Here is a 5722-nt window from a genome sequence, read left to right as displayed (position 1 = left end):
GGCTGGAGGAACTGGTCGAAGCCTTGCCCAGCGGTGGCGAGCTGCGCGCGCCCGACGCGCTGCGCGGCTTCACCGCGCGCCTGCGCGACGCCGCCGAGCGCGCCAGCGACGCGATTCCCGAGGGCCTCACCGTCGAGCTGCGCCCGTACCAGCGCGAAGGGCTGCGCTGGTTGAACGCGCTGGCCGAGGCCGGCGTGGGCGGCGTGCTCGCCGACGACATGGGGTTGGGCAAGACGCTGCAGCTGATCACCCACCTGCTCGCGCTCAAGCAGCGCGGCGCGCTGGTCCAGCCGGCGCTCGTGGTGGTGCCGACCAGCCTGATCCCGAACTGGCAGGCGGAGATCGCGCGCTTCGCGCCTGACCTCAAGGTGCTCGCGCTGCATGGCCCGCAGCGCAGCGGCGACTTCTCGCAGCTGGGCGCACAGGACATCGTGCTCACCAGCTACGCGCTGCTGCCGCGCGACGTGGTGACCTTGAGGAAACAGCCCTTCGCGCTGATCGTGCTGGACGAGGCGCAGCAGGTGAAGAACCCGCGCACGCAGGCACGCCGCGCCGTGCTGAGCCTGCGCGCGCCGCGCTGCATCTGCCTCACCGGCACGCCGCTGGAAAACCACCTGGGCGAACTGTGGTCGCAGGTGGACCTGGCCGTGCCCGGCCTGCTCGGCGACGAAGGCGCGTTCCGCCGCCACTACCGCGTGCCGATCGAGAAGCAGCGCGACGAGGACTGCCAGGCGCGCCTCAACCGCCGCCTCGCGCCCTTCATCCTGCGCCGGACCAAGGCGCAGGTCGCCGCGGAGCTCCCGCCCAAGACCGAGATCACCCGCCGCGTCGTGCTCGACGGCCGCCAGCGCGAGCTGTACGAAAGCCTGCGCCTGACCCTCGCCGACGAGCTGCGCGAGGTGATCGCGCAGCGCGGCATCGCGCATTCGGGCATCGTCGTGCTCGATGCGCTGCTCAAGCTGCGCCAGGTCTGCTGCGATCCGCGCCTGGTCAAGCTGGAGGCGGCGCGTGGCGTGCGCGAGTCGGCCAAGTTCGAACTGCTGATGGACATGCTGCCGGCGCTGCTCGCCGAGGGGCGCAAGGTGCTGCTGTTCTCGCAGTTCACCGAGATGCTCAAGCTGATCGCCGCGGAACTGGAGCGCAAGCGCGTCAGCTACGTGATGCTCACCGGCGAGACGCGCGACCGCGCCGAGCCGGTGCAGCGCTTCCAGGACGGCGACGTGCCGCTGTTCCTGCTCTCGCTCAAGGCCGGCGGCGTGGGCCTGAACCTCACCGCCGCCGACACGGTGATCCACTACGACCCATGGTGGAACCCCGCCGCCGAGGCGCAGGCCTCCGACCGCGCCCACCGCATCGGCCAGGACAAGCCGGTGTTCGTGTTCCGCCTGATCACCGCTGACACGGTCGAGGAGCGCATCGAGGAACTGAAGGCGCGCAAGGCGGAACTGGCCGAAGCGGTGCTCGAGGGCGGCGGCGCGCGCGAGAAGCTGAGCTTCGACCAGGACGATCTGGACGCCTTGCTGGCGCCGGGTTGATAACCGCCGTAGTCTCCATGCCGCTCGATTTCCCGAAGATGCACTTGTCCAAGCCACTACACTGCGCAGTACACCTCACGGAGGAGATAAAAGAATGCTCAGCTTCGGTAACAGACTTCTCATGTGCTTGGCTGCACTCTCGCTTTGGGTGCCGGGGTTAGGGCTCGCTCACTCGAATGCCGCTCGCAAGATCACGTACGTCTACACGGACCCGCAGGGAACGCCGTTGGCCGAAGCGGATGCCAACGGCAATATCACAGCGAGGTTCGACTATCGGCCTTACGGTACTCAGACGTTAGGTAGTCCCTCGACAGGTCCTGGATATACCGGACACGTAAATGACGCAGACGCCGGGCTTGTCTATATGCAAGCGCGTTACTACGACCCGGCCGTGGGCCGTATGCTCAGCCCGGATCCCGTGAACATAGAGCCGGGCGGGTTATTCGGATTCAATCGTTATCCCTATGCTTACAATAATCCGGTCAGGTTTACTGATCCGGATGGGCGGTGCCCGATCTGTATTGGCGTGATCCTTTATTTTACGATGGATTATGCAAATGCTCCTGGTCCTCACGACACTCCGGTGTCGATGTCTGCCGAAGAAAAAATCAATGCAGTGGCAAATGTGTTGCCTCCAAGTAAGGCCATTTCCGCTATTCGAACGACCGTTGGTATCGGCAAGAAAGCAACAACTATTTACGAGAACGCTGCCAAGGGGAAGGCGGGCGAGGCCATTACGCGAGCTAAGCTCGGAGATAAAATCGCTGGGGAGCAAGTAACTTTTAAAACGAGTGACGGTTCTCGTACGCGCCCCGATTTTGTCACCAAGGACGGTGGAGTTGTCGAAACCAAGACGGGCAGTTCGCCACTTACACCTGGACAGGCGAAACTTAAAGCCGATGTCGAGGCTGGCCGAGCAGTCATTCCTGTAGGAAATAATGCAACAAAAGCTGGCTTGCCGGCTGGCCAGCCTACAACGTTGACGTCATGTACGGTCGATCGGCATGCGTGCTAGGAACGAAAATGAGTGATGAGAAGAGCACGGTTGTTGATTTTGTCTCTAGAGGAGACTCGCCGGACGAGTGGCGGGTAGTGCTTGTGGAGGAAGGGCCGTGGCGCGATTCGATTGAAGAACAGCTTGGCCGGATCCAGGCACGCCTGTATGATTCTATCGATGCCATTTTAGACGGGCAATTAGCCGAAAAATTCCCTGAATCGAAGGGTAAGCGGGTAATTCTTCAGCTGGATTGCTATAACGTGCCAGCGCTTGAGGTAGATCAGTTCTTTCAGCGCTTCTCGTCTCAGGTGTTCCTATTGGACGACTATCGTAGAGCTCTTCAGGGAAATCCTTTTGTAAGAGAGATTAAACTGCAAATTCAATTCGAAAACATCCATTGATCCGTAGGTGATAGGATAGACATTGCAGCGGCTGCCGGAGCTCAGTCGCGCGCGGCGACCTCGTCGATGTGGTAAAGCAAATCGGCGGGATCCTCGTAGACGCGGAAGGCGCCGGCGTGCTCCAGTTCCTCCTGGCCGTAGCCGCCGGAGAGCAGGCCCACGCCGAGCGCGCGGCAGCGCTGCGCGGCGAGCATGTCCCAGATGCTGTCGCCCAGCACCAGCGCGTGCCGGATGTCCACGCCCAGCCGCTCGGCGGCGGTGACGAACAGGTCCGGATCGGGCTTGGCGTGGCGCACGTCGTCGCGCGTCACCACCGGCACCTTCGACGGGTCCACGCCCAGCGCCTCCAGGTTGTGCGCGGCGGTCTGCATGCGGCCGCTGGTGGCGATCGCCCAGGGCAGGCCTGCGTCGGTGAGGTAGGCCAGCAGCTCGCGTGCGCCGGGCAGGGGCCGTACGCCACCGGCCTCGGCGCGGCGCGTATAGGCTTGCGCATGCCACTGGCGCAACCGCGCGACCCGCTCCTCGGTGATCTCGATGCCGGTCTCGCGCAGCAGGATCTGCGTGAACAGCCCGCCGCTCATGCCGATCTTGCGGTGGATCCGCCACACCGCCAGGTCGATGCCCTCGTGGTCCAGCGCCTCCTTCCACGCCAGCACGTGCTGGTAGACGCTGTCGACCAGCGTGCCGTCGAGGTCGAACAGGAAGGAGGTCTTGCTGCGGTACATCGAACTCTCCTCAAGGCGACGTTGCTGCCGCAGCCCGGGCGCGAGGCGGAGCCGGCGGCTGCCGGCAAACGCTGCAGGCTACGGCCGCGGCAGCAACGGGCGGCCGGCCTCCATCACCGCCAGCGCGGCGGCGCCGAGCAGGCCCGGCTCCGGATGCAGCACGGCGACGGTGGGTACCTGGCGCATCGTCTCGGTGAAGCGACCCTTGGCCTCGAAGCGCTGGCGGAATCCGCCGCGCTGCAGCCAGGGCAGCAGGATCGGCAGCAGGCCGCCGGTGAGGTAGACGCCGTCCCAGCCGCCCAGGGTCAGCACCAGGTCGCCGGCGACCGAACCGAAGATGCCGGCGAGGGTTTCCACCGCACGTACGCACAGGGGGTCGCTGCCTGCGCCGGCTTGCGCGGTGATGTCTTCGGGGGTGTACTCCTGCGCCCGCTCGCCGGCGATGTCGGCCAGCGCCGTATAAAGATTCACCAGGCCGTTGCCGCAGATCAGCCGCTCGTTGGAGACGCGGCCGAAGCGCTCGTTGAGCCGGTGCAGGATCTCGATGTCCTCGCGGCTGTGCGCGGCGAAGCCGGCATGGCCGCCCTCGCTCTCCAGCACGCTGCAGTGGCCCTCGCGACGCAGCAGGCCACCGACGCCCAGGCCGGTGCCGGGGCCCATCACCACGAAGGTCTGGTGGTCATGGCGGTCCAGCCGCGGCAGCGGCGGCTGCCCGACGGTCTGCAGATGCTCGGGCCGCAGCAGCGACACCGCCATGCTCTGCGCGGCGAAATCGTTCACCAGCCTTACCGATTCCATGCCCAGTTCCGCCTGCAGCGCATGCGCGGCGACGGCCCAGGGATTGTTGGTGATCTGCACGGTCTCGCCGTCGGCGATGCGCCCGGCCGCGGCGATGATCGCGCGGCGCGCCGCCAGCCCGGTGTCGGCGAAGTACTGGCGGATGGTGCCGGCCAGCGTGGCGAAGTCACGCACGCGGTAGCGGCGCACGCTTTCGGTCAGCAGGGGTTGCTCGCGCGTCACGTCGGCGAGGGCGAAGCGCACGTTGGTACCGCCGAGGTCGGCAAGGAGGGTGGGGAAGGGGACGCTCATGGGTGATTCCAGGCAAGCCATCTGCGTAGCGTGCCGGGCCGCGCCGGCCGCGTCCAGCCTCGATGTGGCCGGATGCCGCGCGGGGCCGCAATGGCCGCGTCGTACAATGGCCGCCTTCCGCTGCAAGGGCATCCCCTGCCATGAACTTTCCCGCCATCCGCATGCGCCGCATGCGTCGCGACAACTTTTCCCGGGCGCTGATGCGCGAGCATACGCTGCTGGCCAGCGACCTCATCATGGTGGCGTTCGTGATCGAGGGCGAAGGACAGCGCGAGGCGGTGCCCTCGATGCCTGGCGTGGCGCGGTTGTCGATCGACGAGCTGCTCAAGCTTGCCGGCGAGTGCGTGGAACTGGGCATCCCGGCGCTGGCGCTGTTCCCCTCGCCTGGCGCGTCGGTCAAGAGCGAAGATGCGGCCGAGGCCTGGAACCCCGGCAACCTGATGCATCGCGCCACCCGCGCGCTGAAGGCGAAGTACCCGCAGCTCGGCCTGATCGGCGACGTGGCGCTGGATCCCTACACCACGCACGGCCAGGATGGCCTGATCGACGAGCACGGCTACGTGATGAACGAGCCCACCGTCGAGGCGCTGGTGAAGATGTCGCTGGCGCAGGCCGAGGCCGGCATGGATTTCATCGCGCCCTCGGACATGATGGACGGGCGCATCGGCACCATCCGCGACGCATTGGAGGCGGCCGGGCACATCCATACGCGCATCCTCGCCTACTCGGCCAAGTACGCCTCCAGCTTCTATGGCCCGTTCCGCGACGCGGTCGGCTCGGCGGCCAACCTGGGCAAGGGCAACAAGCATACCTACCAGATGGACGTGGCCAACTCCGACGAGGCGCTGCGCGAGGTGGAGCTCGACCTGGCCGAGGGCGCCGATGCGGTGATGGTCAAGCCGGGCATGCCGTATCTCGACGTGCTGCGCCGAGTGAAGGACGCCTTCGGCGCGCCGACCTTCGTCTATCAGGTGA

6 protein-coding genes are annotated in these 5722 nt (G+C 66.1%); 4 read left to right on the top strand and 2 right to left on the bottom strand.

Features of this window, described 5'->3' with window-relative positions:
* The 3 genes from HOQ08_RS10390 to HOQ08_RS10380 all read left to right on the top strand — a co-directional run.
* The coding region (locus HOQ08_RS10390) for a DEAD/DEAH box helicase (RefSeq protein ID WP_291194181.1) at window positions 1-1535 on the top strand (1535 nt) is incomplete at its 5' end.
* Window positions 1536-1629: 94 nt separating this feature from the next.
* Window positions 1630-2550 carry an RHS repeat-associated core domain-containing protein gene (locus HOQ08_RS10385; protein ID WP_291194178.1) on the top strand — a complete coding sequence of 307 codons (921 nt, stop codon included), beginning with the start codon at window positions 1630-1632 and terminating at the stop codon, window positions 2548-2550.
* Between the two features lie 8 nt (window positions 2551-2558).
* Window positions 2559-2933 carry a DUF6572 domain-containing protein gene (locus HOQ08_RS10380; protein ID WP_291194175.1) on the top strand — a complete coding sequence of 125 codons (375 nt, stop codon included), beginning with the start codon at window positions 2559-2561 and terminating at the stop codon, window positions 2931-2933.
* Window positions 2934-2974: 41 nt separating this feature from the next.
* Here HOQ08_RS10380 and HOQ08_RS10375 read toward each other — a convergent pair whose 3' ends face one another.
* Together HOQ08_RS10375 and glk are read right to left on the bottom strand one after the other, a co-directional pair.
* Window positions 2975-3658, bottom strand: a complete 684-nt coding sequence (locus HOQ08_RS10375) for an HAD family hydrolase (RefSeq protein ID WP_291194172.1) — start codon at window positions 3656-3658, stop codon at window positions 2975-2977.
* A 78-nt stretch (window positions 3659-3736) separates the two neighbouring features.
* The gene (gene glk, locus HOQ08_RS10370; protein WP_291194169.1) at window positions 3737-4747 is read right to left on the bottom strand and encodes a glucokinase; all 1011 of its coding nucleotides are present in this window, start codon (window positions 4745-4747) and stop codon (window positions 3737-3739) included.
* 140 nt (window positions 4748-4887) lie between these two features.
* Here glk and hemB point away from each other — a divergent pair.
* Window positions 4888-5722 (top strand): porphobilinogen synthase (hemB, locus tag HOQ08_RS10365; protein ID WP_291194166.1); only part of this gene is annotated, 835 nt, incomplete at its 3' end.

This window comes from Frateuria sp., from assembly GCF_013362045.1.
GTDB lineage: Bacteria > Pseudomonadota > Gammaproteobacteria > Xanthomonadales > Rhodanobacteraceae > Frateuria_A.
Note: the sequence above shows the minus strand (reverse complement) of the source record. Positions and strands in the feature narration are given on the sequence as shown.

Coding starts and splice junctions, on each gene's coding strand:
- HOQ08_RS10385 (WP_291194178.1), top strand. CDS start 1,630: ATGCTCAGCTTCGGTAACAGACTTCTCATGTGCTTGGCTGCACTCTCG.
- HOQ08_RS10380 (WP_291194175.1), top strand. CDS start 2,559: ATGAGTGATGAGAAGAGCACGGTTGTTGATTTTGTCTCTAGAGGAGAC.
- HOQ08_RS10375 (WP_291194172.1), bottom strand. CDS start 3,658: ATGTACCGCAGCAAGACCTCCTTCCTGTTCGACCTCGACGGCACGCTG.
- glk (WP_291194169.1), bottom strand. CDS start 4,747: ATGAGCGTCCCCTTCCCCACCCTCCTTGCCGACCTCGGCGGTACCAAC.